Below are 26,509 nucleotides of genomic sequence, written 5' to 3'. Positions count from 1 at the left end.
CATTAGCCGGCCTTGATCTCGTTTGTTGCCCGTACCATCAGCCCTGCGCGCTGCCCCACCGGCACATTCCGGTTAGGGAACACGATTGCCTCAGGCGCAGCGCCAACCCGGTAGCAGTTATTTCGATCCTCCCAGATCACGGTCCCCGGCGCGTATTCCGTAAAATTCGGGACATCATCCGGTATATGGAACTGAAAATCAGGGCCGGTATTCAAAACTTCATGAACCACCTCAAATACTGTAAGACGATCACTGCGTGGTTGTACTGAAGGCGTCGGTAAGCCACATAAACGCCGGCGCAATGCCCGCTCAATTCCCTCGAACCGCCGCAAATCATTCTTGCCAAAAGGCTCAGCCTTACCCAGCTCAATAGTAAAACTCTGTGCTTTCAAACGACTGGACGTAAATGAAGAAAATACAGTGGATTCCTGATGCTGTAGCAACAAAGTCTCAATTTCGGCCTCAAGCAGGAATCGACATTGCTCATCAGGTACCGACCGGCCTGGCACGAAAGGGTACAATGCAAACCGCTCTCGCCTTGAAGGCCGGATAGCCGTGTGCAAATCATAGTGACTCAGGGCCAGCCCGTGGTGCGTTCTGGCAAACTGCTCGCAGCTATCTTCGATAAACTTCGCCCGCCTGGCCTCTGGTAATTCTTTATATTCTGCCTTAGCGTGAGCGCCGCTAAACAATCGGTTCATGTTTACATCGATGAAGCGGCTTCCGGCTGCTATAGCTGCCGGATTGCCAAGAATCAATAAAGCCGGGGCGGTCAGAGCCCACTTTCCGGCGAACAACTCGGACACCAGCCCGTTTAACACCTCGATCGGTGCCGTTTCATTGCCGTGAACGCCGGCAGAAACAACTAGCGCTTCCTGGTAAGGGTTGCCAGGGCCTGCAGGAGGTGTTAGCGAAAGCACTCCCGTGGCGATCCGGGAAACTGCTGTGCCGTCGGCCAGGATGGCTTTGGTTTCAGGTAGCAGGGGCGAGGACGCATTCGCGAGAGTGTGCCCAAGCCAGTCGGAATGAGATCCAAAGAGATGCTTTTGAGTGTTCATGAGCCGAGCCCCCCCCTGCCTGTCAGCCTTTCGCCAACGTCAAAAGGTTTAAGAATTGGCTGGTCGTTGGTGCCGCAACAAATGATTTTCCAATTTACGAAAAGCGAAAACCAGAATGAATGTTAAAGCGAGATAAATCAGTGCCACAAAAATAAACGCATCAAATGGGGCATAAAACCGAGAGTAAATATTACGCGCAGCTCCTGTCAGGTCAACGATCGTAACAAGACTGGCAATAGCGCTCGCATGAAGCATGAAGATAACCTCATTCGAATAAGCCTGAACCGCTCTCCGTGCGGCACTTGGTAGAATAATTCTGCGCATCCGCAAGAACCAATTCATACCGTAAGCTTTTGCCGCTTCAATCTCACCGTTAGGTGTCGATAAAATCGAACCACGGATAATTTCCGTTGTGTAGGCTGCGGTATTCAGAGTAAATGCTAACAGGGCCGGGTAGAGCGGTTCTTTGAAGATTTCCCACCAGATGGACTCCTGAATGCCCGGTATCTGCGCCACACCGTAGTAGATGATATACAGCTGAATCAGTAGAGGCGTGCCCCGGAACAAATAGGTGTAGAGCCAGATCGGGCCGGAAACAAAAGGGTTTTTCACCGTGCGAAGAATCGCCAGAGGGACAGCCACAATCAGGCCAAGCACCAGCGATAGAAATACTAAGTGAACCGTTGTAACCAAACCATCCCAGTATTCCATGATGGTCATGGCTGTAAAAATGTCGTTAGTGTTCAGCCAATCGGCAATAAAGTCAGGCATCGTTTAGTTCCCCTGAACCACGCCGACGTTGGCCCGTTTATCAAGCCAACGGATGAAGAGCTCGGAACCTGCCGTTAAAATGAGATAAACCGCTGCAACAGGAATAAAGAAGTGGAACGGCATGCGCTCTGCCTTGGCCGCTTCCTCTGCCACGCGCACCATGTCGGTAAGGCCAATAATAGAAACCAGTGCTGTTGTCTTCAGGAGCACTTGCCAGTTATTGCCAACCCCCGGCAAAGCGTGACGTAGCATTTGCGGTATCATCACCCTGCGGAACGTGTGCCAGTTTGAAAAGCCATAAGCTCTGGCCGCTTCTATTTGGCCAACATCTACAGCCAGAAACGCACCTCTGAAGGTTTCCGTCATATAGGCACCAAAAATCAGGCCAATGGTCACAACGCCAGAAATGAACGGGTCGAACTGAAAGAAAAAGTCGATCTCGCGGGTTTCCCACAAATAATCTGAAAGGGCATTGACCGCCACCTGGCCACCATAATAGAACAGCAGCATCATCACCAGATCAGGCACACCGCGGATCAGCGTTGTGTAAGTGGTAGCAATGCCGGTTAGCACGCGGTTGCCAGAAAGCTTAGCGGATGCGCCAAGCAAGCCAAGGATAATGGCAAGTGCCAGCGACAAAAATGCTAGTTCAATGGTAACCACTGCACCTTCAGCGAGGGCCGGGCCATAGCCTTTCAGGTCAAACATGAGAGTGTCCGAAAAGTTAGGGGCAGCCCGCTGGCCGCCCCCGGAGTGGTGTTAAATCTTGATGTCGTAGTTGAAGTACTTGGCCATGATGGCGTCGTAGGTGCCGTCTTCTTTCAGTGTTTTCAGAGCGGCGTTGATTTCTTTAGCCAGTTTGGTATCGCGCTTACGCATGGCAACGCCAACGCCTTCTCCCAGTTTCACAGATTCGCCAACCTCTTTGTAACCGTCACGGTTCAGAATGGTTTGCTCGCCTACCGGGTAGTCTACGAAAACGGCATCAAGGCGCTGGCCTTCAAGATCCAGGACCATGTCTTCAGCGGTGGTGTAACGCTTGATGGTTACAACGCCTGTCATATTTTCGGTGACGAAGGTGTCCATGGTGGTACCGCGCTGAACCCCAACGGTTTTGCCCTTCATGGCATTCATGTCGGTTACGTCAGCATTGAATGACTCAGGGCCGAACCAGCCGCCAGGTGTGATGTAGTACGGATCGGAGAAGAGAACGCGCTCAGCACGCTCAGCGGTGATCGACATGGAAGACATGATCAGATCAAACTTACGGGCAATCAGGCCGGGAATCATGCCGTCCCAAGCCTGAATGACGAAGTCGCACTTCGCTTCCATTTCTTTACACATGGCACTGGCCAGCTCTACTTCAAAACCGGTCAGTTCGCCGTTTTCGTCTTTATACTCAAACGGTTCATAGGGGACATCAAAGGCGATGCGCAGGTTCTGGTCCTGGGCTTGTACGCCGCCTGCAAACATTGCCATGGCGCAACTTGCTGCAATAAACAGTTTCTTCATGTGTCACTTCTCCGTTCGTTAGCCGTATGGGCTTTATTCTTAATAGAAGTATTAACTCCAGTACCGTTTCAAGATAGCACTGGTGCTCAGAACTTGGGAGCAAGAAATTGCTTCATTCGCTCGGATTCCGGGTGATCGAACACTTTCTCCGGCGAACCCTGCTCCTCGATTACGCCCTGATGTAAAAACAGGACCTGCGTAGACACATCCCTTGCAAAGGCCATCTCGTGAGTTACCACGATCATGGTTCGGCCTTCCTCGGCCAGACTCTGCATGACTTTCAATACTTCACCCACCAGTTCCGGGTCCAGCGCGGAAGTGGGTTCATCAAACAACATAACTTCCGGCTCCATGGCCAGAGCGCGAGCAATGGCCGCACGTTGCTGCTGCCCTCCAGACATTTGGGCCGGGTAGTAATCCTTGCGTTCGTAGATGCCGACTTTATTGAGGTAAGCCTCAGCCCGCTCTATCGCTTCCTTCTTCGGAACTTTGAGAACGTTCACCGGGGCTTCAATAATATTTTCCAGCACGGTCATGTGTGACCATAGATTGAATCCCTGGAAAACCATGGAAAGCCGTGCCCGGATCAGTTCTACCTGGCGGTTGTTGGCCGGTATGCGTTCACCTTTACGGTTTTGCTTGAACTGAATGGGGTCGCCGTGGACGATGATGTCGCCGGAAGTTGGGGTTTCCAGTAAGTTGATGCAGCGCAGAAAGGTACTTTTACCCGAACCGGAACTGCCGATCAGGGACACGACATCGCCTTTGCGGGTATCAAGGGATATGCCCTTGAGCACTTCGAGGTCGTTAAATGTTTTGTGGATGTCCCTGCAAATCAGAGGCGCTGGATCCGCCATAGGGTGACTCCTGGGGCTGTCGTTCAAAGGCGCATGTTTTACGGACTGTAGCCGTGGAAATCAACACCGTTTTGTTGAAAATTCGTGAAAATCGAAGCAGCTGCCTGCTGATTGTTTCATTCTGGCGAATTCAGTCATCAATGCAAGTGTTTTACTGCGCTATCCGTCGGGATCTGACCGGAATGAAGCGTGTGGCTGGTGTATAGTTATATATCGAGTGCAATAGGGACCCCCGATTGCTTCAGAAACTGCGTTCACAGGATGTGAAACGATGCAAAGGATTGCCACAGCTCTGTTTTATGTTGTCATGGCGGTGCCAGCACACGCCGAAATATACCGTTGGACTGATGATCGCGGTGCTACTCATTTTTCCGATACGCCTCCACATGCTCAAGAGCACTCACGAGTAACCCTGCAAGAACCGGTAACTGTGCCGTTGCACGTCAATTTGCGACAGTCTGAAAAGGTTAGCCAGAGCCGGAGGTCAGTTGAACGCATGCTTGAGCCAGAGAATAAGCAACGGTTTGCTGAGGCAAATAAAATAAACGAGCTTAAGGAGGCACAATGTGAACAATACCGGCTGCAACTCGAGCAGGTGCGGGCGCAGCTCAAGGCCGGATATGGCAATGAACAGGGGAATCACCTGAGGCAAAAGCGTAGAAAGTTCCAAACGCTATTCAGTAACAATTGCATACTGGATTAAACGGCCCCCCCGGTTAGCACGCATTGCACTTTATGGGTATTTGTAATTAGCTGTCTACCTAGTTTAAGGAGGTAGATCTTGTCTCATTTTCAACTCGCTTTATTGCTCGGTATGACGGTTGCTTTGGGGCCTTTAGCCCTGGACGCGTATCTGCCGGCATTTCCAAATATTGCCCGTGCTTTTTCTGTGCCTCATGTGGATATAGGTCTGACTCTCAGTGCTTATGTTGCAACGATGGGCCTGGCGCAGTTGATTGGTGGCCCTTTATCGGATCGCTATGGGCGCCGCCATGTCCTGATGTTCGGCTTGGTGGTGTTTGCGGTTGCTTCGGTGATGGTGGCCCAAACCGGTGAGTTGGGAGACATGGTATTTTGGCGTGTTGTTCAGGCTTTTGGCGGAGCATTCTGCGCGGTTTCAGTGCCAGCGATTGTGCGGGATCAGGTGGGTGGTCAGGATGCCGCTCGGTTGTTCGGGCTGATTGGTTTGATCATGTTTATCGCCCCTGCGGCGGCTCCGGCTCTGGGGGCCACAATGCTGGCATTTGGGCACTGGAACTGGATCTTCCTGCTATTGGCTGGATACAGTGCATTCCTTGCGTTGGTATTGACGCTGGCGCTGTTTCCAAGGCTCAAACCAAGATTGAAGTCTGTCACGCCAGTGAAGACGTTAGTGACCAATTATATGTTGGTGCTGCGTCATAAAACCACGATGCGGTTTGTCGGTATTCAGGTGCTGTGTTTCAGTACCATGATGCTGTTTATTACCCATTCCTCTTTTATTTATCAGGAGTGGTTTGGGCAACCCAACCACATCTTCTCTATGTTATTCGCGGCCAATATTGTATTGATGGCGGTGATGAACCTTGCTAACCGGCCATTGTTGCGCAGGTTTTCCTCTGTCGTGTTGCTCAGGGCTCAGGTTACTCTTCAGTGTGTGGCCCTGATCGTGTTAGTCAGCGTGGTGATGTTGGGTGGCCCCTTCTGGGCAGTGGCTGCCTGCTTTGTCACTGCAATTGGTTTTCAGGGGGGGATTGTGCCGAACAATATGGCCAATGCGCTGGAGTTCTTTCCTCACCTTGGTGGGACGGCTTCAGCTATGCTGGGAGCTTCCCAGTTCACGATTGCCGGAATCATCAGTGCACTGTCGTCCTCTTTTGGTGGGGATGCCTTGTTGCCGATCGTGGTGAGTATGTTGGCGTGCTCTGTGGGTGGGGTGTTGCTGGCCTTGGGAGCGCCGCGGGCTGTGGCGGAGGAAATGTCAGCAAGCACAGCTTGAGGGCCGCTCAGGCTAGGTTGAAGCCAGCCAGTGAGTGACATTGCTTATAAGCTTGATGCTCGGAAAGTGAGCAAAGATGGTAGAGTGAGAAATTCGGAGCTGCGCATAGGCTCCTGATGATACGCCAAATTGGAGAACGCATCATGGCTAAAAAACGAGCCAGACCCACTCAGGAAAGCGCTGTTAAACGCGACCTGAAAACACCTAAGTATCAGATGAGGGTGGTTGAAAGTAAAACCCGTTATAAGCGCCAGCGAGACAAGGTTGCGCGGATGGAGGATTTTCGCAAGGCTGCGTAAATGTGGTTTTACGAAAGTCCTCGGTTCGTCTGTTTTAGGGTGTAGAAAGCTATCGAGGCTGTATGATGCCGGTAATGTCTAACCGAACTACCGGAGAGTCCATGGCTGAACTGAATGTCCTGCAAATTGATACCGGCCCCGAGCCGACACACACTCTCATCTGGCTGCATGGCCTCGGTGCAAGCGGTCATGATTTTGAACCGCTTGTTCCGGAGTTTCCCTTCGCTAAAAAAGCCGCTGTACGTTTTATCTTTCCTCACGCCCCGGAACTGCCCGTTACTATTAACGGTGGAATGATGATGCCTGCTTGGTACGATATTCTGGCGATGAATATCGATCGAAAAGTAGATTCGGAGCAGCTAAGAGCGTCCGCGGGACAGGTTGCAAAACTGATCGATAAGGAAATGGCCAGAGGTGTGCCTGGTGAAAACATCATCATCGGCGGCTTTTCTCAGGGCGGGGCTGTGGCCTATGAGTTGGCGCTGAGTTATCCGAAGCGTTTAGGCGGGCTGTTTGCGCTGTCTACCTATTTCGCCACTGCAGACACCGTATCACTAAGCGTGGCTAACCGGAACCTGCCGGTGTTTATTGCTCACGGTAGCTATGACCCCGTAGTGCCAGAAGCTCTGGGGCAAGTTGCATTGCGGCGGTTACAGGGAATGGGGTATGAGCCGGAATATCATCATTACGGGATGGAGCATAGTCTCTGTCTGGAAGAGGTGAGGGATATGGACCGGTTTTTTGCAAGGGTAGTGGCTGAAAAAAAGTAACCATTCAGCTATCTCCCGAACAGGTACCTCCAATAAGAACAACCCCCATCATGTGACGGGGGTTGTTTGCGCTAAGCTGCTGTTTCGGCATGTAGTGACGTGACGAAACGAGTCAGTAGGTTAGGCGCGCTTTCTGCGGGACAATCCCAGGCCGGCAAGCCCCAATCCGAGCAGGGCAAGTGTGCCAGGCTCAGGAACGGATGCAGGCGGCGTGATCTGATCACCAAATCCAAATCGCAGGTTGTCGATGGCAAAGCCGGCAGGCTCAGAACCTACCAGGCTGAACTGAAGCCCGGCGATGCTGTTGACGTTGCCTTCAGTGACCAGGCCCAGGAACTCAATGCCCAGAGCTTCGTTTTCGACAGAGCCGATGACGTTGCCTGCGCGGTCGAAGGCTGTGATAGCTGTTCCGCCAATGGCGTTGAAGTAGCCGCCTTCAAGGCCGACACCGGCCAGATCGGTATCAAAAAATATTGAAATAGCGCCGTTAAACCTCGGGCTTCCTGAGAGTACCGGGCTACTGGGATTGGCTGCATCATTGGTGATGAATGTATCGGGCGAATTCGCGTCCAGGGTCAGTGTTCCGGTTGGCGTGCCGATAACGCAACCTGACAGTGCTGCTCCTGCAGGGCAGTCACCAGGCCCTCCCAGACTTTGGCCTTCGAAAAAACCACCAAAGGTTACGACTGGCGAACCAGCGCCCGCACCATAGTCGGCAGGGTTGTAGGTGGGGTTGACGGTTCCACCTGAGAATTCGCTGAATGTAATCAAGCCAGCGGTTGGGTTAAAGGCGGTTTCATCTATTTTGATAATTCCCGCGTTTACTGCGCCAGACGTAAGGAGGGCAGTGGCTGCGCCTAGGGATAAAAGACTTGTTTTGAGGTTGCTCATGGTCATGCTCCGTTGATAGCTATCAATTTCCTTTGTTACCCGAAACAAGAAGAAGCCAGATTTGGCTAACTATCAGGTTCTGGCTACCGTTTCGATGTCGAAAGCGTTATCCGGCCAGATCACTTCCTCCAGCGGGTATGGTATTTCAATCATGAATTGGGCCAGTTTTTTTATGATGTTGATTTTAAATAAGTTTCAGGTTTTTTTCTGTCGGTGTTGATGTGTAGTTGTAAATTATTCTGACGCACCTGGGGCTTGATCTTTATTGCCGGAGAGCGCTAAGGCCCCGGAGCTGTGGAGGCTCTGGGGCAAGTTGTGATGTGACGAATAAACGAAGCCGACTAGTGACCTGAGATCAAAATGGCGTCCCTGACTGGATGGCTTTAGCTGCCGCCCGGCCCGCTAAAGCCCCCATGACAACAGCACTGAGCAAGCCATTGCCGGACAGGTAACCGCTGTCACCTGAGCCTGACACTCCTCGGGCAGCTCCACCCGCTGCGAACAGATTGGGGAGTGGCTGGCCCTGAGTGTCCAGAACTCTTCCTTCGGTTGTTATTTCCAGACCACCCTGAGTGTGGAATAACGCACCGGTAACGCGAATGACATAATACGGTGGTACCAGCTGAGGCTGTGTGGAGAACTGGCGTCCAAATGCATCTTTGCCACCTTTTTCCTGCAGCGTTTGTATCTCTTTAAAGGTGTTGAGTACTGAGTCGTGCGGCATATTCAGGCCGTCCGCTAAGTCTTCCAGTGTGTCGAAAATTTTCACGGCACCGGTGTTGTGGGCGTTGCGATAGTCTTCAAACTGGAGGCATTCTTCGTGAATACGGGCATCAAACACGTTGAAGGCTATGCTTTCTTTCTGCGCAATGACCTTGGCTGCTTGCTCTGAATAGCCCGCGTGTTCGTTGGAAAAGCGTTGTCCATTGAGGTTCAGCTGGATGCCGCCTTGCATCATAACAGCCCAGGATATCAGCGTTTGGTGAGGCCAGGCCAGGGAGCCGTGGCCCTGGTATGAGCCCATGTCTTTAAGGCTGGCGTTCAGCGACTGCCCCCAGAGAACAGCATCCCCCTGATTGCCTTCGTGGCCATAATATAGGGCACCTTTCATTTGAGGGATATGCTGTTCTATCAGTTCCGGATTGCCCCCATAACCATTGCAGGCCAGCAGCAGGGCTTTGCATCCTATTTGCTCAACGGTGCCATCTCTCCGTTGATACGATAGTCCTTGTACCCGCCGTTTTTCGTCAATATGCAGGGTGGTCACCCGGGCTTCAGTCAGAACGGGAAGCCCTGTTTGCTCTGCTGCATTCAATAGGCAGGACATGAGTTCTTCTCCGGTGCGCCGAGGCGTGCAATGCATACGCATACGGCTGTGACCGGGATAGAGGAACCCTTCCACTAACTCAAATGGTATCTTGTGTTCATCGGCCAGCCATTCGATAACTTCACCGGAAGCGTGAGCGAGTGCTTCAACAATGGCTGGGTCCGATTGGTTGCCGTTTTTCTTTTTAATGTCCGCTGCCATTTGCTCCGGCGTGTCGTTAACACCAGCGGCCTTCTGAAACCGGGTTCCTGCTGCAGGGACAAAGCCTGATGACATGAAGGTGCTGCCCCGAGGAACGCTGTCTCGTTCGAGAACCACCACGTCGATTCCCCGGGACATTGCCGCCAGACCCGCCACCAGGCCGCAAGCGCCGCCGCCCACAATGACCAGAGGCATCTCCAGCTCAAAATTGATGTTTCCGCCATCTGTTCGGACGTCGGTCATGACTCACTCCTCTTTGGCTGTTTGCGTGGCAAAGGTGTCTAGAATCTCGCTGGCTGTTGCTTGCCAGACATCGCTATGTCCGCTGACATACTCCAGAACAGCTTCCAGGCTACTGATACGGTGTGGCTGGCCGATAAGCCAGGGGTGAATGTTCAGGGCGAGCATTCTGCCTCCCTGGCGGGCGGATTCCGCTAACAGGTAATCGAACGCGTCCTTGACCTGCTCCACCCATGAGTCTTCGGAGTGCAGGTTTTGGCCTATGACAAACTGATCTTCGATTTCCGTGCTAAGAGGCATCATGGTTAGTGGGCCACTCTCGGTACGGAAGCGATAGGGCATGTCATCGTTGACCCAGTCACAGCAATACTCAACACCGTTGGCTGCCAACAGGTCGGGAGTATGCCAGCTCTGATTTTTCGCCGGGCTTAACCAGCCTCGAACGGGGGTGTCTACTATGCTGCGCAGGGTCTCCAGGGAGCGTTTGACCAGTTCGGCTTCCTCGTTTTTGTCCTGCCCGCCATAGTGGAGATGGTCCATGTTCCAGCCGTGGCAGATGAATTCACCACCGGTGGCTGTGAGTTGCTCCATCAGGTACGGGGTGTCTTTTGCCAGCTGGCTGTTGATGGCAAATGTAGGCTTGATGTTGTACTGGTCAAATGCTTTCAGGCAGCGGTAAATGCCGACCCGGTTTCCATAATCCCTTAAGGTGAAATGGCGCAAGTCCGGGTAAGGCATGGTCATGCCATTCGGCACCTTGAAAGGTTTTCCTCGTTGATTCAAGGGGTAGAACTGAAGGGATGTGTTGATCCAGACTGCCAGTCGTTTTCCATTTGGCCAGGTGACCGGAGCGCGGTCGGCGAGCATGGACCAGTCAAAACGGTCATGATCATGTCCGTAGCCGCGCATGGGGTATTCCAGATATTCTTTGTCGAGGCTCATTGCGTACCTCCTCTCTTGTTCTCAATGTCCGCAAGCGCTGCATCGTAAGAATGGGTAAGGTAGTGCTCGGCGATTTCGCGGCCGGTTGCCACCCAGACATCGCTGTGACCTGTGATGTATTCCAAAGCCTCTTCAAAGGCTTTCATCCGGTGAGGGCAGCTCACCTGATAGTTGTGAGTGGGAATACACATGACCGTTCCGGACTCTTTGCCTTCTTCGTACAGGCGATCGAAGTGACGTTTGAGCATGGTGGCGTAATGGCGGGGTTCCACTTTATTCACAGCAAAAACAATGGTGTCGTTCATCTCTAATGAATACGGCATAGAGATGAAACGCTTACCGTTGCGGACTCGTACAGGAGTTGGCTGGTCGTCATGGAACAGGTCGCATGTGTAGAAACCAGCATCGTTGCCAAACAGTTCGCTACCTACCTCTGCAAACAGATCCAGTGTGTGCTCAGAATGTGACAGGGCGGGGGCCAGGTAGCCTGCGCATTTCTGGCCACTGTGGCGGTAAATGGTCTCCATGGAATCGCGGATCATGTCGCGTTCCTGCTCTTCGCTCAGACCATAGGTGTAACGGGTGTTATAGATGCCGTGGCTGAACAGTTCCCAGTTACGCTCACACACCATTTCGATAATTTCGGGGTGGTGTTCGCAAAGAGCGACGGATAAAGACACTGAACCCCGAATGCCGTACTTATCCAGAAGATCCATCTGGCGGCGATGACCTACCCGGTTACCATAGTCACGGATAGTGTAACCTGGCAGAGCCGGGCTCGGTTGGGGCCAGGCTTTGCGAAAAGGGTTGCTGGGCGGGTTTAGTTCATAAAACTCAATGTTTGGAGCTACCCAGAAAGCAACCCGGGCACCGTTGGGCCATTGAATCTTTGGTCTGTTTTGATACGGCCAGTAGTCGTAAACGCCAAGACTTTCTTTCATGTCTTTACTCCCCCTCCCGATGTCAGTCTTTCTTGGCGATCTGGCTGTCAAGCCAGTCCATAACGTTCTGCACTTTCATGACGTCGGCGTATTTCAGGTGCAGATCCGTCAGGTTGGCGAAGTGGTAGCTTTCGTGTTTGTCAGCTACACATTCCTCGGGAACTATGGTGCGGTAGCCGCGGGACAGGCTATCAACTGCGGTCGCGCGGATGCAGCCGGATGTGGATCCGCCGGTGACAATCACAGTGTCAACCTGATGCCATACCAGAAGGGATTGCAGCGGCGTTTCGAAGAAAGCGGAGGGCATTCGCTTGGTGTAGATAACGTCACGCGATTCATCAATATCCACCCGCTCATCAAACTCTGCGCGATCGGAGCCGTATTTGATGTTCTGCAGTGAGTCTGGGGTATCGGTACGGGTACCCCAGACTCCGGCATCTTCAGCAGATTCTAAAAAGGCCACATGAGTCCATACCACTGGCCAGCCTAAAGCGCGAAACCGCTTGGCCAGTTCATTTACGTATTCCAGCTGGCGCGGGTCCGTTTCATAGGCAGTTTTGTAGAGGTCAGTGCGAGTGTAGGCTTTTTGCGGGTCTACGTTCACCAGAACAGCTTTCTTGCCAAAACCAAACGGAACTCGCTGAGGGTTTTGCATGACCTCGTTGAAAATTTCTCTCGCAGTTTTATCTGAGGTGATCATGGTATGTCTCCTGAATTTTATGGTTTTAGGCTTAACGTGAGCGATCTTCGTATTGTTGCCCCAGCTCTAACATGCTCTGGGTGCCCAGATAATCGTTAAGCTGTTTGAAATCCAGCATTTGATTGCGAAAATTATTCGTAGTGCCATCTGTCTTTAGTGTGGAAAAAAACTTTGACGCCATATAGGTGAAGGCGCGCACCAGGGCTCCGGGAAAAATCACCATGGAGAACCCCATGGTTTGCAGTGTGGCGGCATCCTGAAGTGGGGTGTCGCCACCTTCCACCATGTTGGCCATGACAGGTATTTTCCCCTTGAACTGGCTCATCACCTGGTCGATTTGTTCGGAAGAGCGGATGCCTTCTACAAAAATAACATCGGCACCGGCTTCATAATAGGCTTGTGCCCGGGCCAGGGCTCCTTCAATGCCTTCGGTTGCAATGGCGTCGGTTCGGCCGATAATTAAGGTCTGATCACTGAGGCGGGCATCCAATGCTGCTTTTATTTTACCGACCATTTCTCCCTGGCTGACAAGCGTTTTGCCTCGTAAATGGCCACAGCGTTTGGGATAGGTCTGATCTTCCAGCTGGATGGCGTTGGCACCGGAGCGTTCCAGAAGTCTTACGCTGCGCATGACGTTCAAGGCATTGCCGAAGCCAGTGTCACAATCCACAACGATAGAAATGTCACTGCGTTCGCGGATATGTGCGAGGGTGTCATTGACTTCAGTCAGGCTCATCAATCCGATGTCGGGCCGGCCGAGTTTGGTGTATGCGAGGCTGGCACCCGACAGATAGACGGTATCAAAGCCTGCTTGTTCGGCAAGAGATGCGCTAAGTGCATCATAAACACCGGGTGCGACGATGATGCGGGAGCTTTGCAGTCGTTCTTTTAGTGTGACTGGGCCTGCATTGTTGAGAGTGTTTGTCATATTTGATGCTTATCCTGATATGGGTGGAGCAGCAGCCCCGGTGGGTGCTGCTGCTATTTGGCTATGCGTTAGACTGCGGCTGGGCGTTGGCCAGGTCGTTCCAGACGTCTTGACGTGTCAGGCGGTCATTGCGGATCTCGAAGCGGTCAATGAACCGCACGTCTTTGAATGCAGTGCCGTCTGGCCACTCGCCGTGTAACGTGCCATGAACAAACACCACGGCTGATTCCATCTCGTAGGCGACGTTAACGGCTGAGATCGTTTTCTGAACGAAACGGTAGCGTCCGCGAGACCACTCGACCAATTGTTCGAGCGATGTGAGATCACCACTACCGGGGAAGGTCATCACAAAGTCATCACTCAGGTATTGTCGGGCCTGGGTGAGCTCCCTGTTTTCCATGGCCGTTAAGTATTCACGAACCATGGTTTCCGGATTGTGTGATCCTTGGCCTGGCTGGCGGGACTCACCAGCGCGACAATAGTTTTCTGGGCTGACTTCGTTGACCCAGATGGAGATGGCCTCTGGCTTTGCTTGGATTGTGCTGGCAATGACGGAGGTTAGAGCGCGACAAAGCCGCCCTTTCAATTCGCTGCTGTAGCCCGACAGCAGGTTGACCTGTAACATTGGCATGATGAATCCTTGTTAGTTGCAAAGAACAATTAAGTGTCCTTGCTTGATAATCATATTGTTCTATCGATAATACATTTATATGTTTCATGCCTATGCGCTGTCAAGTGCCAGCGGTCGGGTTAATGAGAGGTAAGTTCCATGGCAGCACGCCTTAACTCTAATGGGCCGGGTGGTACCAAATCCCATCAGCTGTTTTTATTACTGAAAGACGCGATTAATAGCGGCCACATGGCGCCAGGGTCGAAGATTCCCGGCGAATTGAAGCTGGCTGAACAACACCGGGTATCCCGGGTGACGGTGCGCAGGGCTCTGGAGGCTTTGACTGCGGAAGGTTTGATTGTGCGTAAACCGGGCGTTGGTACTCTGGTAAGTGAGCGCCCGGTAGGGGCCACGGTAATGAGTGCCAGTGTTTCAGATTTACTTCCCAATATTATGAAAATGGGTGAAAGTTCGCGTGTGCACCTTCTGGAATTCGGCTACTGCCGCCCTCAGGAAGGCATTCGGGAGCGTCTTCGCCTCGACAGTAGCGAGCGAACTCAGCGCTCTATTCGTGTGCGCCTGGCTGAAGATAAGCCATTCTCCTACCTTACCACCCATGTTCCCGAGCGCATTGCGCTCTCTTATAACGAAGCTGATCTGGCGACGACGCCTCTGTATGCTTTGTTAGAGCGTAGTGGCGTGAATCTGGATCATGCGACTCAAACAATTTCAGCCACCCTTGCCACCAAAGAGGTTGCTGATGCTCTGGATGTGGCGGTTGGCTCTCCATTGATTTCTCTTACCCGAGTGGTCTATGACAAGGATGGTAGAGGGGTGGAGCACCTGCACGCCCTGTATCGGCCAGATCGCTACCTTCTTGAAATCGACCTGAGTCGCGCGGATGGTGCTGACGGCCGCTATTGGCAGCCGATGGTGTAGGGGCGTCGCTGATTCGCGCTTAACGTGGATTAGAGGTTCGGGTTTTACTAATAGTTGACATTGTCTAAAGTGGTGTTATACCTTCTCCTGTATCGAAAATAATACATTTATTGATCACAATAATAGACAGCCGGTTGTGTTGGACTTTGTGTAAGCATTCGTGGCCGTCGGATCAGTGTGATCGCAAAATGAGAGTCAGGCGATGGCAGGTAAAACACTATTTGACAAGGTTTGGCAGGCGCATGAAATTTGCCAGAATGACGAAGGCCAGAGTTTACTCTGGGTAGATCGGCATCTGGCACATGAAGGCTCATTTCACGCTTTTAATAAGCTTGCCGAACGGGGCCTTCCCGTTCGGCACCCTGAGTGCACGACCGGCGTTGCTGACCATTATGTTCCCACCAATAGTCGTAATCTGATTTCGGTTCAGCCGAAAGTTCGTAATGTCATTGAGCAGTTGATCGAGAATACCCGTCGCCATGGGGTTGAGTTGATCGGCCTGGATGATCCGCGACAGGGTATTGTGCATGTTGTCGGGCCTGAACAGGGCATCACTCAGCCGGGACTATTAATGGTCTGTGGCGACAGCCACACCTCGACTCACGGCGCCCTGGGAGCTCTGGCTTTTGGTATTGGTGCTTCAGAAGTGGCCCATGTGCTGGCAACGCAGACGCTTTGGCAGACCAAGCCTAAGCGTATGCGCATCACTGTTGATGGAAAGCTTTCTCCGGGAGTGACGGCTAAAGATATTGCGTTGGCCTGGATTGCTCAACTGGGGGCTGACGGCGCCAGGGGATATGCCATTGAATACGCAGGTAGTGTGATCCGGGATTTAAGTGTCGAGGCCCGGTTGACTCTGTGTAACCTCTCTATTGAAGGCGGTGGTCGGTGCGGAATGATCGCGCCCGATGACAAAACCATCGAGTACGTGCGTGGCCGGCCTTATGCACCTCAGGGTGAGGCTCTGGTGCAAGCTGAAGCATACTGGCGCACCCTGTTTAGTGATGATGACGCGAAGTTCGATTGCGAAGTCGTCCTTCGTGGCGAGGATATTGCTCCTATCGTGACCTGGGGCGTCTCGCCTGAGGAAGCTTTGCCCATTGATGGACGTGTGCCGCACCCTGATGGTGCACTCTCTGCCTCTAAAGCGCGCCAGATCCAGAATAGTCTTGACTATATGGGGCTACAGCCAGGGCAGAAACTGACCGATGTGAAAATTGACCGAGTGTTCATCGGTTCCTGTACCAACTCTCGTTTGGAGGATCTCCGAGCGGCCGCTGATGTCTTGCGAGGCAAAACGTGCAAGGTGCCTGGCATGGTGTCTCCGGGGTCAACTCTCGTCAAGGTCCAGGCGGAAGCAGAAGGGCTCGATAAGGTCTTTATCGACGCGGGTCTGGAATGGCGCGAGTCTGGATGCTCCATGTGCGTCGGCATGAACGGGGATCTGGTCGCCAGTGGTGAACGCTGTGCGTCTACGACTAACCGCAATTTCAAAGGACGTCAGGGGCCTGGTGCGCGCACCCATCTGATGTCTCCTGCCATGGCCGCAGCTGCTGCGCTGACTGGCCACCTGACTGATATTCGTGACCTTTGAGGGTAATTGGCCATGCAACCCATCAACCAATTGTTTGCCCTGGCGTGCCCGTTGCCGCTAGAGAATGTGGATACCGATCAGCTGATTCCGGCTCGTTTTATGAAGGAGTCCCGGGCCGCCGGTTATGGCGCGTTTCTGTTACACGACATGCGTTTTGATCGTGATGGTTCTCCTCGTGAATTTATTCTCAACCACCCTGACGCTGAGCATGCGCAGATCTTAGTCGCTCGTCGTAACTTTGGCGCCGGCTCTTCTCGGGAGGCTGCGGTTTACGCGCTGGTTGATTTTGGTTTCCGCTGTGTCATTGCTCCGAGTTTTGGCGACATTTTTGCATCTAACGCTGTTAATAATGGCTTATTGCCTGCACTTGTTTCTGAGCAGGACTGCGAACTTCTGCTCGGCGCTCTGGCAAATAATGTGGGCCAGATCCAGGTGGATCTCACCGCCCAGAAAATAACCTTAGGCGACATCTCGGTTGGTTTTGACATTAACCCAACCTGGAAGCTGAAGCTGCTCAATGGCTGGGACGATATAGATCTTACGAATGCAGAAGCGGCAACCATTGAACGCTTCAGAGAAAGCTATCGGAACCACTATCCCTGGCTGGGATAGTTCGGGCACGGGATGCCTTTACCCTAAAGAATCAAAATAAACAAAACGAGGTTTCCATGAAAAAACGAGCACTTGCAATTACTGCTGGTATGTCGATGTTATTCGCTATGGGTGCATCGGCGGAACAGGAAATTAAAGCTGTTCACGCTTTTCCAACGTCTCTGATTTACACGCAAAGTTTTCTGAAGTTTGTTGATAAAGTGAATGAAGAGGGAGAAGGCGTTATCCAGATTCGAGTACTGGGAGGGCCAGAGGTTATTGGTCTGGCTCAGCAGCCGGATGCCGTGCGCAACGGTGTTGTCGATATGGCCTATACCGCGGCCAGTTTCTACTCCGGCAAGGTGCCCGAACGGGATGTCATGATTTCTTCTAACACGAATGCCATCTATGCACGTGAGTCTGGCGGGCTTGACCTGCTCAACGAGATCCACCAGAAAAAAATGGGTGTGTACTATCTGGGGTGGTTCGATAGCGGTGTTAAATACAATCTTTACACCATCAATGAGCCGAAACTAAATGATGACGGTAGCCTGGACATGTCTGGCATTCGTCTGCGCAGTAACCCGGTTTACGATGCGTTTTTTACAGATTATCTGAAGGCTCAGCCTATTAGCCTGCCGACCACAGACGTTTACTCTGCCCTGGAGCGTGGCGTTGTGGATGCTACGGGTTGGACTCAGATCGGAATGAGTGATTTGAACTGGGATAAGTTCCTGAACTATCGGATCTCTCCGGCTTTTTACTCCACGGATATGGGGGTTATTGTTAACAAGGACAGCTGGGACGAGCTGACCGATGAGGCCAAGGATATCTTGCAGCGAGTAGCTATTGAGCACGAGCGCTCCAGTGCTGAAGCGTTTGCCACCCTTTCTGCCGAGCAACAGAAAGCTCTGGAAGAAAACGGCATGACTTCGGTTGTTCTGGAGGGGGATGCGGCCAGCAATTATCTTCGCGCGAGTAAAGAAGCTTCGCTTAACCGGATGCGCACTCGTATGGAGCAGCACCCAGATGGCCTGACTCACTATGACAGCCTCATTGAGAAGTTCAATAAACCGGCTGCGCAATAATAAACCGGAGCCCAGCTTCGGTTGGGCTCTTTTTCATCCTGATGACGAGTAGTCCTATGCCTCAGTTCATTCGTGCCTATGACAGGCTGGTTGATGCCTTGGCGGTAATTGCCGGGTTGATGCTGGTCTGGTTGATGGTTGCTGTAGTGTCGTCGGTGCTGATACGGAATTTCGGCGGACAACCTCCGGCTTGGTTGTTTACCTCAACTGAATATTCGATGTTTTATCTGACCCTGCTGGGGGCACCGTGGTTGGTGCGCGAGAAAGGGCACGTCTTCGTGGAAGTAGCCATTATACATTTGCCGCCATTAGTTTTGAGCTTTGTTTCCCGGTTCGTGATGCTGATGTGTGCGGTCATTGCGTTTGTATTGGCCTGGAAAGGGCTGGAGTTGGTGATCTCCAACATCCAGGGCGGCGATTACGACGTGCGAACCTACTTTATTCCAATGTGGATCTTCACCATTACCTACCCGATAAGTTTTGCGTTGATGGGCATTGAATTTACCCGCTTCATCTTCTCAAAGGCCCTTTTCCACCACGGCTCTGCAAGCGGGGACTTTTGATATGGCATGGTACGACGCATTAGTGTTCCTGCTCTCTGTTGTCTTGATTCTGATGTTGCTGGGGGCCCCGGTGGCCTTTGCATTTATTGGTGCCAACCTGGTGGGTGCCTGGTACTTCATGGGCGGAAATTCTGGCCTTACCCAAGTGCTGAATAACGGCTTTGGTGCACTGTCATCATTTGGTCTGGTGCCAATCCCACTCTTCCTGCTGATGGGGGAGTTGTTTTTCCGGACCGGCCTGGGCATGAGAATGTTCAACGCAATTGATCACTTGATGGGGCGGGTACCTGGACGTTTATCGTACGTGACCGTTGTTGGCGGCACGGCTTTTTCGACGCTGAGCGGGTCGTCCATGGGTTCCACTGCACTGCTTGGTTCTCTGTTGGTTCCTGAAATGGAGCGTCGAGGCTATAAAAAGCATATGTCCATTGGGCCGATTCTGGGTACGGGTGGCCTGGCGATTATCATTCCACCATCGGCTATCGCGGTATTGCTGGCAACGCTGGCTAAGCTGGATATCGGTGATGTGCTAATAGGCGGAATTATTCCGGGTCTGCTATTGGCTTCGTTGTATGTAGCAACGATCTGGCTTAAGACTAAACTTGATCCGGATGCTGCTCCGGCTTATGACGTTGACCCTGTTTCATTCGGGGAAAAGCTTAAGATCTTTGCCCGCGATATCATGCCAATGCTGAGCATTATTGTGATGATCGTTGTGATGATGCTGACGGGGTTTGCTACGCCTTCAGAGTCTGCCGCGTTTGGAGCATTAGGAATTATCGTGTTGGCTGCCATCTTCAAGAGCTTGTCGGTGGAAAGTTTCAGGCTGTCAGTGATTGGTGCCCTCAAAGTGACTCTGATGGCTTATCTGATCGTGTTTGGCTCGGCAACCTTTAGCCAGCTGTTGGCATTTTCCGGCGCGTCGAGTGGTCTGATTCAGTGGGCGATCGGCTTTGATCTGTCGCCGATGCTGATGCTGCTGGCGATGTTTCTGGTGCTCCTGGCACTTGGGACGTTTATGGAAGCGATCTCAATCATGATGATCACGGTGCCGTTCTTTTTTCCCTTGGCGGAGTCTCTGGGCTTTGATCTGGTGTGGTTCGCCATCATTACTCTCGTGGCGCTAGAGGTGGGATTTTCTACTCCACCGCTGGGTCTTAACCTGTTTGTGATGAAAGGTGTGGCACCGCCTGGAACCACCATGAGAGAGATATATATGGCCTCAATTCCCTACATTATCTGTTCGCTGATGTTGGTGGGCCTGATGGTGGCCTTCCCTGCGATCGTTACCTGGTTGCCGGGGTTGTCGCTGGAATAGGGGAGCAGGATTGATACCGGCTCTCGTGCCGTCCTTGGCGTGGGAGCTGGGGTCAATGATTGATTCCGAGAAAGTACTGGTTGAGCTGGCCTTCCAGTTCTCGGTTGAAGTGTTCTGCCGAGATCATGTGTTCATGCATGAGTCGGCGGGCCGCTGCAGCATCCTTTGCCCTGAACGCTTCAAGAAGCTTCTGGTGGTAGGTCAGGTTTGCACAAGAAAACTCCCGCTGTTCGGGTAGGGCCGATTTTTTGAATATCACGAGGTCACGGATCATGTCATTCACAAAGCGACCGATGAAGGCCAGCATGGCGTTACCACAACGCTGGGCCAAGAGTACGTGAAAGTCCAGCTCGGCAATTCGTTGTTCAATCCGTTCATCAAAGGTTTCCGGATCTGTTTCGCAGCGGGAAATCAGCTTCGCCAGGGTATCCAGGTCATCCTCGCTTAAGCGTGGTGTGGCCAAGGCAGCGATTTCCGGCTCGATCAGAGTCCGGAGTGCATAGATTTCTGGCCCGGAAGGTTGTTCGAAGTGCAGAAAGTTGCGTAGTAATTCGCTGGCTTTCTCATAGGGTACGGGCTCAAGAACTGCGCCACCATTTGGGCCAGTGCGAATCGAGACCAGCCCTTGCACCTCTAACGATTTTAAGGCTTCCCGGACCGTACCCTTGGAGCACTCAAACTGCTCCATTAATTCCCGCTCATTGGGCAGGCGGTCGCCGGGCTGCATTCGGTTGAGCGCCACCCAGCGTTTTACAGACTCGACAATCTGGTCTGAGCGTTTGATTCGTTTGGGAATCCTTAAATTCTGGCCATTCATCGGGTTTGGTTATCTCCTGTGAAAGGGCCATTTTGACACATTGTGATTTTTTTTACGACTCGGTTGAATTATTCTATTTATTAGCATAAATTGCCTGAACAGATTCTGGTCGGTTGCGAAACCTCGCAGCTGACATTGGTGAACACAAGCATCCGTTGGAGATTCGATATGTCATATTCATCAGGTTTTAGCTGGGAAGATCCGTTACTGCTGAGCCAACAGTTAAGTACCGAAGAACGTCAGATTAGTGAAGCTGCCCGGGCATATTGTCAGCAAGAGCTTCAGCCACGAGTGTTGAGTGCGTATCGAGAAGAGCGTTTTGATCGTGAAATCTTTTCGGAGATGGGCGAAATGGGGCTGCTTGGTGCCACTGTTGCGGAGGAGTACGGCGGGGCAGGTTTGAACCACGTAGCTTATGGCTTGATTGCTCGTGAAGTTGAACGGGTAGATTCCGGCTATCGCTCAGCCATGAGCGTCCAGTCATCATTGGTGATGTACCCCATTGAAGCTTACGGTTCTGAGGAGCAAAAGCATAAATTCCTGCCAAAACTGGCCAGTGGCGAAATGGTGGGTTGTTTCGGTCTGACTGAGCCGGATCATGGCTCTGACCCTGGTTCCATGATTACCCGCGCGAAAAAAGTGGATGGTGGCTATTTGCTGAGTGGCCAGAAAATGTGGATCACCAACAGTCCGATTGCTGACATCGCTGTAGTGTGGGCCAAGTCTGAAGCTCACGAAGGTAAGATTCGTGGCTTTATTGTAGAGCGCGGCACCAAAGGTTTCTCCACACCTAAGATTGAGGGCAAGCTGAGCCTGCGAGCTTCCATTACCGGTGAAATAGTACTGGATGAAGCATTTGTACCTGAAGAGAACCTGCTCCCCAATGTCAGCGGTCTTAAAGGCCCGTTTGGCTGTCTGAACAAAGCGCGTTTTGGTATCGCCTGGGGTTCTATGGGGGCTGCTGAATTCTGCTGGCATGCCGCACGTCAGTACACCCTGGACCGTAAACAGTTTGGTCGCCCGCTGGCGGCTAACCAGTTGGTTCAGCTGAAACTTGCCAATATGCAGACGGAAATAACGTTGGGGCTGCAGGCCGCCTTGCAGGTAGGCCGGTTGATGGATAGTGGTAACTGGGCTCCGGAAATGGTCTCGATGATCAAGCGTAACAACTGTGGTAAAGCGCTGGATGTGGCCCGTGTTGCCCGCGACATGCATGGTGGTAATGGTATCGCCGATGAATTCGGTGTGATGCGCCACATGGTGAACCTTGAAACGGTGAATACCTACGAAGGTACTCATGACGTGCACGCACTGATTTTGGGTCGTGCTCAGACCGGTATTCAAGCGTTCTGCTAACCACTGATATGCGACAGAGCGGGGCGATGCTCCGCTCAGGAGGATTATGATGGATAAACCTCTGGCAGGTATTCGCGTACTGGATTTGTCCAGAATTCTGGCTGGGCCGTGGTGTAGTCAGCACTTGGCAGATATGGGCGCGGAAGTGATTAAAGTTGAGCATCCGGAACGCGGAGATGACACTCGTGGCTGGGGGCCTCCCTATCTGAAAGGTACTCAGGAGGCGGCCTATTACCTGTGCGCGAACCGGGGTAAGCGCTCTATCGCTGTGGACATTGCCCGGTCCGAAGGCCAGGCCTTGATTCGGGAGCTGGTGGCTAGCTGTGATGTGGTTCTTGAGAACTTCAAGGTTGGAGGGCTCAAGCGCTACGGCCTGGATTACGAAAGTCTGAAACAGATTAAGCCAGATCTGATCTATTGCTCAATTACCGGATTTGGGCAGAACGGCCCCTACGCCAAGCGTGCAGGTTACGATTTCTTGCTTCAGGGTATGGGTGGCTTGATGGACATTACTGGTCGGCCAGATGATGAGCCCGGTGGCGAGCCGATGAAGGTTGGAGTGGCTGTGGTGGATCTTTTCACCGGTATGTATGCTGCTACATCTATCCTGTCTGCTTTGTTGGGTAGAAACCGGACAGGTGAAGGAACTTGGATTGATGTCGCACTGATGGATGTGCAGGTTAGCATGCTTGCTAATCAAGCCATGAACTACCTGACCTCAGGACAGTCCCCCGAGCGTATGGGAAATTCGCATCCCAATATCGTGCCCTATCAGGCCTTCGGTACAGCTGATGGTCACATCATTCTGGCGGTGGGTAATGATGGTCAGTTTCAGCGTTTCTGTGAAGTGGCTGGTGTACCCGATCTGGCCTCGGATGAGCGATTTGCCAGTAATCGAAGCCGGGTACAAAACCGTAAGCTGTTGGTGTCTCAGATTGAGGGGCTGATTCGGGATAAACCCAGTCGTTTCTGGCTTGAGGCTTTAGAACGTGAAGGTGTGCCCTGCGGGCCGATCAATACAATTGAACAGGTATTCGCGGACCCGCAGGTTCAGCATCGTGGCATAAAAATGGCGATGCCACACCAGGAAGCCGGAGAGGTGCATTTGGTGAGTAACCCTGTTCGCTTTGATGATCTGCCCATGAATGCTGATACGCCTCCGCCAAAGTTTGGTGAGCACACTCAAAGTGTGTTGTCGGAGCTGTTCCCCGGCCGTGGCGACTATCTTGAATCCCTGCGTAGTAAAGGGGTTATTCGCTAACTCTGCGAGCTTTTTTGTTCGAAGAATGCCCTGCCACTACGCGGCGGCAGGGCATTCTTGCCGCACCCTTTCCCCTTTTTCCATGTATGTGTCGTTTTTTCTGGTGGCCCGAACGTCTATTTGAGGTCGTTTGGAGTCGGTTGTAAAAAAACTGACAAAAAAACATTTTCCTGTATTGCAAAAAATACATCTAAGTGTATTCTCCTGTTTAGTACAAATAAAAAACAATTAACAGTCAGGAGGTATACGTACGAGACGGTAGTTTGTTAAGTGCCGGGTTTCCCGGCCGACTTCTTCAAGCTAATGCAATAAACGCTAAATAAGATCGAACTTGAGGTTTTTTTATGAACAAAAAAGTAGCAAAAACGCTATCTACCCTGTCCTTGGGTACCGCAACCTTGCTGATGGCCTCTACAGCCAGTGCATTCAATTTCAAAGCCAATGAAACCGATGTCGATATCTATGGTTATGCCAAGCTTGATGTCATCTATGATGTGGATGCTGACCTGGGCAATGCAGTCAGCCGTGGAAATATCAGGATGGATGGCACGCCGGGTGTAGATGGCCATACAACCATGAGCGCTAATCAAAGCCGGCTGGGTTTTACCACCAAGACCATGGTTGCTGGCCATGAATTGAAAACCAACATCGAAGGTGACTTCTATGGCAATGGCGGCGGCGGATTCAGGCTACGCCACGCTTATGGTGCCTGGAACGGTTTTCTGGCAGGCCAGACCTGGAGCAACTTTGGCAACACGCTGAGCCTGTTTCCAACGGTTGATTTCAACGGACCTCTTGGGCAGGGTGGCGGTCGTCAGCCGCAATTGCGCTATACCACCGGCGGTTTTTCAGTTTCTTTGGAAGATCCGAAGGCAGGCAGTGGCGTTGTGAACTCTGAAAGCACCACTCAATATCGTCTTCCAGATGTAACGGCACGTTACCAAAATAATGATGGCCCGGTTAAGTTTGCCGTTGCTGGCCTGGCCCGCTTTCTTGAGTACGATGCTGAAGGTGCCACTGTCATCAATCCTAACCTGTCAGATGACTCTGCCGCGGCCTGGGGTGTCATGCTTGAAGCAAGTACCAAGCTGACAGACGCAATTACCCTGCGTGGGTCGGTTACGCACGGTGATGGTATCGGCGGTTACCTCTACCTGAGTCCTTCACAAGCTGGCTTCGTTGACAGCAATGGCGACTTGGAAACAATTGAGGCTACTGGTGGTGGTGTCAGTGTCAGTGTTGCTGCCGGTTCCGGTTCTTTCAACCTGGGCTATGGTGTTGTTAAAGCGGATCTGGACGATGCTTTCTCGGAAGGCGGGGTTGCCGGTACAGCTGATGAAAGCTACGCAAGCACCTTTGTGAACTATATCTGGTCTCCATTGAAAGGTGTTACCTATGGCCTGGAAGCGGGTCACCACACTGCCGAACAAGTTAACGGCCAGGATGGTGATGCTCTGCGCCTGCAGGCAATGGTAATGGTCGGATTCTGATCCGCTTTACCGATTACGTTATGTTTTCCTGCTGAGTTATTTCTCCACACTTTGCCCCGGCCTTGTACCGGGGCTTTTTTTTGCAAATCGGACAATAAATGCCGATGACTATGATTGATCATGCATTACCGGATACTCCGAGTCAGTCCAGAGTCAACCTGATCTCCGTCTGTCTGGGTTTAACTGGTGCATTTGTCGTTCAGACAATGCTGCTCATAACTATTCCGCTTACAGCGTTGGAGTTGGGCGCGAGCTCTGCGATGGTTGGCGTTATTCTGTCTGCTCCTTACCTGCTTCCGTTGGTACTGGCCATTCCTCTTGGTGGTTTGATTACAAGTTGGGGTGCTAAAAGATCCATTGTCGCTGGTGGCCTTGGTCTGGTGCTCGGAGTGTTGTCGATTCTTGCTTTGCCAGGTTTTGTCGGGTTGGTTCTGGCGCAGTTGGTGGTCGGTGTTGCTCACATGGTGATGATTCTGGCGGGGCAGTCTGTTGTATCAGGCTTGGGGCAGGGGAAGGTTCTTGAGCGTTATTTTGGTTGGTACACCACGTGCCTGTCTGCCGGGCAGTTGATCGGCCCTTTATTGGCTGGTTGGCTGTTGGATACGAGGGGAAGCATGCTCACTTTCCTGGTGACTGGTGCTGTGGCCTTGCTTACTTTAGTGAGTGGCTGCGGGTTGACTGGCAGCGCCAGGCTGGGTCACCCTGCCCGTCGGGAGGCGGTCGGCTATCGAGCTCAGCTAAGGTTGATGCGCAAGAATCCTGGTGTTCAGGTTTCTATTGCCCTGACGGTCGCAGTGGTCTTTGCACTCAGTGCCCATGGCACCTTTCTGCCTGTTTATCTTGAAAATCTGGATGTATCGGCTACGACGATTGGTGCTCTGGTAAGTCTTCGTGCACTGAGTGCGATGGTTGTACGTCCATTTATGTCCACTGTAATTGACTGGTTGGGAGGTCGGGTTCGCGCGATGGTGATCTCGGCTTTGCTGGTGGCGGTAGGGTTGATGCTGACAGGGCTTGTGGAAGGGGTCGTCTTGCTGGGCCTTTTAGCGGTGCTGGTCGGGGTTGGCTCGGGTGTTTCTCAGCCGCTTTCTATGGTGGTGTTAGCTGAGTCTGTCCATCCGGATCAGCGTTCGGGTGCATGGGGTGTGCGTTTAATGGGGAATAGAGCGGTTCAGTTTTTGGCGCCTCTTAGCCTTGGCCTATTGGCAGAAATTCTGCCCTACAGTATGACGTTTTTAATTGGAGGCTGGGTGGTTTTGTTGCTGGTAGGCGTGATGCTGAGTCGATTGTCTGCGTTTTCAGGGTTGGACTCCGGCGAATAAGGCTTTTTCTGAGGTGCTGCCTGCACAATTTTGATCTGCTTGCGAACGCTTTGCTTATCCATCCCTCTGGGCACCTCAACCTTGAACTCATTCAACCGACCCAAAACTTAATCGTCACTGAGGGTGAGGCAACACTGTTCGGAGT

The 26,509-nt window shown here is 52.2% G+C and carries 28 protein-coding genes; 15 read left to right on the top strand and 13 right to left on the bottom strand.

Going from position 1 to position 26,509, the window contains the following annotated elements:
* Positions 1-2: 2 nt before the first annotated feature.
* From astE to ABYA77_RS09455, 5 genes are all read right to left on the bottom strand, one after another.
* Positions 3-1,058 (bottom strand): succinylglutamate desuccinylase, encoded by a 1,056-nt coding sequence (gene astE, locus ABYA77_RS09475; protein WP_372965717.1) that lies wholly within the window; start codon positions 1,056-1,058, stop codon positions 3-5.
* A 48-nt stretch (positions 1,059-1,106) separates the two neighbouring features.
* Positions 1,107-1,829 carry an ABC transporter permease gene (locus tag ABYA77_RS09470; RefSeq protein ID WP_372965716.1) on the bottom strand — a complete coding sequence of 241 codons (723 nt, stop codon included), beginning with the start codon at positions 1,827-1,829 and terminating at the stop codon, positions 1,107-1,109.
* 3 nt (positions 1,830-1,832) lie between these two features.
* A complete protein-coding gene (locus tag ABYA77_RS09465) occupies positions 1,833-2,537 on the bottom strand; it encodes an ABC transporter permease (RefSeq protein ID WP_372965715.1) in 705 nt (234 codons plus the stop codon).
* Between the two features lie 51 nt (positions 2,538-2,588).
* Positions 2,589-3,341: a transporter substrate-binding domain-containing protein gene (locus tag ABYA77_RS09460; protein ID WP_372965714.1), complete on the bottom strand. Its 753-nt coding sequence runs from the start codon at positions 3,339-3,341 to the stop codon at positions 2,589-2,591.
* A gap of 86 nt (positions 3,342-3,427) precedes the next feature.
* The gene (locus ABYA77_RS09455) at positions 3,428-4,198 is read right to left on the bottom strand and encodes an ABC transporter ATP-binding protein (protein ID WP_372965713.1); all 771 of its coding nucleotides are present in this window, start codon (positions 4,196-4,198) and stop codon (positions 3,428-3,430) included.
* A gap of 53 nt (positions 4,199-4,251) precedes the next feature.
* On the opposite strand from ABYA77_RS09455, the gene ABYA77_RS09450 reads away from it, so the two are divergent.
* The 5 genes from ABYA77_RS09450 to ABYA77_RS09430 all read left to right on the top strand — a co-directional run bounded on the left by ABYA77_RS09450 (position 4,252) and on the right by ABYA77_RS09430 (position 7,245).
* Positions 4,252-4,404, top strand: coding sequence for a hypothetical protein (locus ABYA77_RS09450; protein ID WP_372965712.1), 153 nt, complete (start codon positions 4,252-4,254; stop codon positions 4,402-4,404).
* A gap of 65 nt (positions 4,405-4,469) precedes the next feature.
* Entirely contained in the window at positions 4,470-4,901 is a 432-nt protein-coding gene (locus ABYA77_RS09445; protein ID WP_372965711.1) for a DUF4124 domain-containing protein, read from the top strand.
* Between the two features lie 78 nt (positions 4,902-4,979).
* Positions 4,980-6,176: a multidrug effflux MFS transporter gene (locus ABYA77_RS09440; RefSeq protein WP_372965710.1), complete on the top strand. Its 1,197-nt coding sequence runs from the start codon at positions 4,980-4,982 to the stop codon at positions 6,174-6,176.
* A 143-nt stretch (positions 6,177-6,319) separates the two neighbouring features.
* Complete coding sequence (locus ABYA77_RS09435) at positions 6,320-6,475, top strand: hypothetical protein (protein ID WP_372965709.1); 156 nt, start codon at positions 6,320-6,322, stop codon at positions 6,473-6,475.
* A gap of 101 nt (positions 6,476-6,576) precedes the next feature.
* The gene (locus tag ABYA77_RS09430) at positions 6,577-7,245 is read left to right on the top strand and encodes an alpha/beta hydrolase (RefSeq protein WP_372965708.1); all 669 of its coding nucleotides are present in this window, start codon (positions 6,577-6,579) and stop codon (positions 7,243-7,245) included.
* A 120-nt stretch (positions 7,246-7,365) separates the two neighbouring features.
* On the opposite strand, the gene ABYA77_RS09425 is transcribed toward ABYA77_RS09430, so the two are convergent.
* From ABYA77_RS09425 to ABYA77_RS09395, 7 genes are all read right to left on the bottom strand, one after another.
* Entirely contained in the window at positions 7,366-8,136 is a 771-nt protein-coding gene (locus ABYA77_RS09425; RefSeq protein WP_372965707.1) for a PEP-CTERM sorting domain-containing protein, read from the bottom strand.
* Positions 8,137-8,491: 355 nt separating this feature from the next.
* Positions 8,492-9,907: an FAD-dependent oxidoreductase gene (locus ABYA77_RS09420; RefSeq protein WP_372965706.1), complete on the bottom strand. Its 1,416-nt coding sequence runs from the start codon at positions 9,905-9,907 to the stop codon at positions 8,492-8,494.
* A gap of 3 nt (positions 9,908-9,910) precedes the next feature.
* Positions 9,911-10,846: a polysaccharide deacetylase family protein gene (locus ABYA77_RS09415; RefSeq protein WP_372965705.1), complete on the bottom strand. Its 936-nt coding sequence runs from the start codon at positions 10,844-10,846 to the stop codon at positions 9,911-9,913.
* The gene (locus ABYA77_RS09410; protein WP_372965704.1) at positions 10,843-11,787 is read right to left on the bottom strand and encodes a polysaccharide deacetylase family protein; all 945 of its coding nucleotides are present in this window, start codon (positions 11,785-11,787) and stop codon (positions 10,843-10,845) included. Before ABYA77_RS09410 ends, ABYA77_RS09415 begins: the two co-directional genes overlap by 4 nt.
* Positions 11,788-11,809: 22 nt before the next feature.
* A complete protein-coding gene (locus ABYA77_RS09405; RefSeq protein ID WP_372965703.1) occupies positions 11,810-12,487 on the bottom strand; it encodes an isochorismatase family protein in 678 nt (225 codons plus the stop codon).
* Positions 12,488-12,518: 31 nt separating this feature from the next.
* A complete protein-coding gene (locus tag ABYA77_RS09400; protein ID WP_372965702.1) occupies positions 12,519-13,415 on the bottom strand; it encodes an oxaloacetate decarboxylase in 897 nt (298 codons plus the stop codon).
* A 61-nt stretch (positions 13,416-13,476) separates the two neighbouring features.
* Positions 13,477-14,046: a tautomerase family protein gene (locus ABYA77_RS09395; protein WP_372965701.1), complete on the bottom strand. Its 570-nt coding sequence runs from the start codon at positions 14,044-14,046 to the stop codon at positions 13,477-13,479.
* Positions 14,047-14,184: 138 nt separating this feature from the next.
* Between ABYA77_RS09395 and ABYA77_RS09390 the strand changes: the two genes are divergently transcribed.
* The 6 genes from ABYA77_RS09390 (at position 14,185) to ABYA77_RS09365 (ending at position 20,118) form a co-directional block, all read left to right on the top strand.
* On the top strand, positions 14,185-14,964 hold the full coding sequence (locus ABYA77_RS09390) for a GntR family transcriptional regulator (RefSeq protein ID WP_372965700.1): 780 nt from the start codon (positions 14,185-14,187) through the stop codon (positions 14,962-14,964).
* Between the two features lie 202 nt (positions 14,965-15,166).
* Entirely contained in the window at positions 15,167-16,558 is a 1,392-nt protein-coding gene (gene leuC / locus ABYA77_RS09385) for a 3-isopropylmalate dehydratase large subunit (RefSeq protein WP_372965699.1), read from the top strand.
* A 12-nt stretch (positions 16,559-16,570) separates the two neighbouring features.
* Positions 16,571-17,170 (top strand): 3-isopropylmalate dehydratase small subunit, encoded by a 600-nt coding sequence (gene leuD, locus ABYA77_RS09380; RefSeq protein WP_372965698.1) that lies wholly within the window; start codon positions 16,571-16,573, stop codon positions 17,168-17,170.
* Positions 17,171-17,226: 56 nt separating this feature from the next.
* The gene (dctP, locus tag ABYA77_RS09375; protein WP_372965697.1) at positions 17,227-18,237 is read left to right on the top strand and encodes a TRAP transporter substrate-binding protein DctP; all 1,011 of its coding nucleotides are present in this window, start codon (positions 17,227-17,229) and stop codon (positions 18,235-18,237) included.
* Positions 18,238-18,293: 56 nt separating this feature from the next.
* Positions 18,294-18,800 (top strand): TRAP transporter small permease, encoded by a 507-nt coding sequence (locus tag ABYA77_RS09370; RefSeq protein ID WP_372965696.1) that lies wholly within the window; start codon positions 18,294-18,296, stop codon positions 18,798-18,800.
* 1 nt (position 18,801) lies between these two features.
* Positions 18,802-20,118, top strand: coding sequence for a TRAP transporter large permease subunit (locus ABYA77_RS09365; protein ID WP_372965695.1), 1,317 nt, complete (start codon positions 18,802-18,804; stop codon positions 20,116-20,118).
* Between the two features lie 52 nt (positions 20,119-20,170).
* Here ABYA77_RS09365 and ABYA77_RS09360 read toward each other — a convergent pair whose 3' ends face one another.
* Positions 20,171-20,935, bottom strand: coding sequence for a FadR/GntR family transcriptional regulator (locus ABYA77_RS09360; RefSeq protein WP_372965694.1), 765 nt, complete (start codon positions 20,933-20,935; stop codon positions 20,171-20,173).
* A gap of 168 nt (positions 20,936-21,103) precedes the next feature.
* Here ABYA77_RS09360 and ABYA77_RS09355 point away from each other — a divergent pair, with 168 nt between their 5' ends.
* The 4 genes from ABYA77_RS09355 (at position 21,104) to ABYA77_RS09340 (ending at position 26,364) form a co-directional block, all read left to right on the top strand.
* Positions 21,104-22,291, top strand: a complete 1,188-nt coding sequence (locus ABYA77_RS09355) for an acyl-CoA dehydrogenase (protein WP_372965693.1) — start codon at positions 21,104-21,106, stop codon at positions 22,289-22,291.
* Between the two features lie 49 nt (positions 22,292-22,340).
* The gene (locus ABYA77_RS09350; RefSeq protein WP_372965728.1) at positions 22,341-23,552 is read left to right on the top strand and encodes a CaiB/BaiF CoA transferase family protein; all 1,212 of its coding nucleotides are present in this window, start codon (positions 22,341-22,343) and stop codon (positions 23,550-23,552) included.
* Positions 23,553-23,896: 344 nt separating this feature from the next.
* Entirely contained in the window at positions 23,897-25,042 is a 1,146-nt protein-coding gene (locus ABYA77_RS09345; RefSeq protein ID WP_372965692.1) for a DcaP family trimeric outer membrane transporter, read from the top strand.
* Between the two features lie 98 nt (positions 25,043-25,140).
* Entirely contained in the window at positions 25,141-26,364 is a 1,224-nt protein-coding gene (locus ABYA77_RS09340) for an MFS transporter (RefSeq protein WP_372965691.1), read from the top strand.
* Positions 26,365-26,509: the final 145 nt, after the last annotated feature.

It is taken from the genome of Marinobacter sp., assembly GCF_041595835.1.
GTDB lineage: Bacteria > Pseudomonadota > Gammaproteobacteria > Pseudomonadales > Oleiphilaceae > Marinobacter.
Note: the sequence above shows the minus strand (reverse complement) of the source record. Positions and strands in the feature narration are given on the sequence as shown.

Coding starts and splice junctions, on each gene's coding strand:
- ABYA77_RS09435 (WP_372965709.1), top strand. CDS start 6,320: ATGGCTAAAAAACGAGCCAGACCCACTCAGGAAAGCGCTGTTAAACGC.
- ABYA77_RS09420 (WP_372965706.1), bottom strand. CDS start 9,907: ATGACCGACGTCCGAACAGATGGCGGAAACATCAATTTTGAGCTGGAG.
- ABYA77_RS09425 (WP_372965707.1), bottom strand. CDS start 8,136: ATGAGCAACCTCAAAACAAGTCTTTTATCCCTAGGCGCAGCCACTGCC.
- ABYA77_RS09415 (WP_372965705.1), bottom strand. CDS start 10,846: ATGAGCCTCGACAAAGAATATCTGGAATACCCCATGCGCGGCTACGGA.
- leuC (WP_372965699.1), top strand. CDS start 15,167: ATGGCAGGTAAAACACTATTTGACAAGGTTTGGCAGGCGCATGAAATT.
- ABYA77_RS09405 (WP_372965703.1), bottom strand. CDS start 12,487: ATGATCACCTCAGATAAAACTGCGAGAGAAATTTTCAACGAGGTCATG.
- ABYA77_RS09370 (WP_372965696.1), top strand. CDS start 18,294: ATGCCTCAGTTCATTCGTGCCTATGACAGGCTGGTTGATGCCTTGGCG.
- astE (WP_372965717.1), bottom strand. CDS start 1,058: ATGAACACTCAAAAGCATCTCTTTGGATCTCATTCCGACTGGCTTGGG.
- ABYA77_RS09410 (WP_372965704.1), bottom strand. CDS start 11,787: ATGAAAGAAAGTCTTGGCGTTTACGACTACTGGCCGTATCAAAACAGA.
- leuD (WP_372965698.1), top strand. CDS start 16,571: ATGCAACCCATCAACCAATTGTTTGCCCTGGCGTGCCCGTTGCCGCTA.
- ABYA77_RS09395 (WP_372965701.1), bottom strand. CDS start 14,046: ATGCCAATGTTACAGGTCAACCTGCTGTCGGGCTACAGCAGCGAATTG.
- ABYA77_RS09445 (WP_372965711.1), top strand. CDS start 4,470: ATGCAAAGGATTGCCACAGCTCTGTTTTATGTTGTCATGGCGGTGCCA.
- ABYA77_RS09460 (WP_372965714.1), bottom strand. CDS start 3,341: ATGAAGAAACTGTTTATTGCAGCAAGTTGCGCCATGGCAATGTTTGCA.
- ABYA77_RS09345 (WP_372965692.1), top strand. CDS start 23,897: ATGAACAAAAAAGTAGCAAAAACGCTATCTACCCTGTCCTTGGGTACC.
- ABYA77_RS09400 (WP_372965702.1), bottom strand. CDS start 13,415: ATGACAAACACTCTCAACAATGCAGGCCCAGTCACACTAAAAGAACGA.
- ABYA77_RS09350 (WP_372965728.1), top strand. CDS start 22,341: ATGGATAAACCTCTGGCAGGTATTCGCGTACTGGATTTGTCCAGAATT.
- ABYA77_RS09360 (WP_372965694.1), bottom strand. CDS start 20,935: ATGAATGGCCAGAATTTAAGGATTCCCAAACGAATCAAACGCTCAGAC.
- ABYA77_RS09430 (WP_372965708.1), top strand. CDS start 6,577: ATGGCTGAACTGAATGTCCTGCAAATTGATACCGGCCCCGAGCCGACA.
- ABYA77_RS09465 (WP_372965715.1), bottom strand. CDS start 2,537: ATGTTTGACCTGAAAGGCTATGGCCCGGCCCTCGCTGAAGGTGCAGTG.
- ABYA77_RS09390 (WP_372965700.1), top strand. CDS start 14,185: ATGGCAGCACGCCTTAACTCTAATGGGCCGGGTGGTACCAAATCCCAT.
- ABYA77_RS09365 (WP_372965695.1), top strand. CDS start 18,802: ATGGCATGGTACGACGCATTAGTGTTCCTGCTCTCTGTTGTCTTGATT.
- ABYA77_RS09340 (WP_372965691.1), top strand. CDS start 25,141: ATGCCGATGACTATGATTGATCATGCATTACCGGATACTCCGAGTCAG.
- ABYA77_RS09455 (WP_372965713.1), bottom strand. CDS start 4,198: ATGGCGGATCCAGCGCCTCTGATTTGCAGGGACATCCACAAAACATTT.
- dctP (WP_372965697.1), top strand. CDS start 17,227: ATGAAAAAACGAGCACTTGCAATTACTGCTGGTATGTCGATGTTATTC.
- ABYA77_RS09470 (WP_372965716.1), bottom strand. CDS start 1,829: ATGCCTGACTTTATTGCCGATTGGCTGAACACTAACGACATTTTTACA.
- ABYA77_RS09355 (WP_372965693.1), top strand. CDS start 21,104: ATGTCATATTCATCAGGTTTTAGCTGGGAAGATCCGTTACTGCTGAGC.